1 protein-coding gene is annotated in these 591 nt (G+C 31.0%); it reads left to right on the top strand.

Annotation, left to right across the window (positions count from 1 at the left end; genetic code table 11):
- Positions 1-591: hypothetical protein (locus E5A76_RS20515; protein WP_222932522.1), on the top strand; the 591-nt coding region annotated here is incomplete at both ends.

Genomic DNA, 591 nt, shown 5'->3' with positions numbered 1-591 from the left:
ATTTTATGGAGTGTGTGGGGGAATCTAGCATCAGCATTATCAAATTATGGTGGTAATATTCTAATTAACTTGTATTTTCTACCGGTATTTAACGCATCTAGGGTAGTTTCAACACAACTTAGCGGTGTTATAAATAGTGGTATAAATAGTATGCAATTAAGTCTGACTCCAACAATCGTGAGGTTATATGCGAAAGGAGAGATTAATAAGATGCTAAATGTAAGTTACCGAGCTAGTAGAATATATTTAAATTTATGTGCGTTAATAGTTATACCATTTTACTATTATTCTGAAAACATAATGAACTTATGGCTTTCTAACACAACTCCTGAATACTCAAGTCAATTTTTTAGACTAGCATTATTAATATTATTAGTTGACTCTGTATCCCCGCCATTAATGATATGTGCTCAAGCAACTGGTAATATAAAAAAGTACCAAGTCATAATAGGTGGATTACTTTTATTTGTTATCCCTGTTACTTGGGGTTTATATTCATTAGGGAGTGAAGCAAAAAATATATATGTTGTGATTTTTATATTTTCTATTCTTTGTTTGATTAGTAGGCTCTTATTGCTAAGGGATATGGTA

Origin of the sequence: Photobacterium lucens, from assembly GCF_009873615.1 — a bacterium.
In the GTDB taxonomy this organism is placed as follows: Bacteria; Pseudomonadota; Gammaproteobacteria; order Enterobacterales; family Vibrionaceae; genus Photobacterium; species Photobacterium lucens.
Note: the sequence above shows the minus strand (reverse complement) of the source record. Positions and strands in the feature narration are given on the sequence as shown.